Consider the following 205-nt stretch of genomic DNA (forward strand, 5'->3'; position numbering starts at 1 on the left):
GCGGCAAGGATGACCAAGGTGGCAAAGACGACCAAGGCAGCAAAGACGATCAGAATGGCAAAGATGGCAAGGACGGTCAAGATGGTAAGGATGGCCAAGACGGAAAAGATGGCCAAGATGGTAAGGATGGTCAAGATGGAAAAGATGGCCAAGATGGTAAGGATGGCCAAGACGGAAAAGATGGCCAAGATGGTAAGGATGGCCA

1 protein-coding gene is annotated in these 205 nt (G+C 50.7%); it reads left to right on the forward strand.

The genetic code is table 11. From position 1 onward, the window contains the following. Positions 1–205 (forward strand): hypothetical protein (locus BAQ44_RS09765; protein ID WP_211274089.1); only part of this gene is annotated, 205 nt, incomplete at both ends.

Origin of the sequence: Bacillus mobilis (assembly GCF_001884045.1) — a bacterium.
GTDB lineage: Bacteria > Bacillota > Bacilli > Bacillales > Bacillaceae_G > Bacillus_A > Bacillus_A mobilis.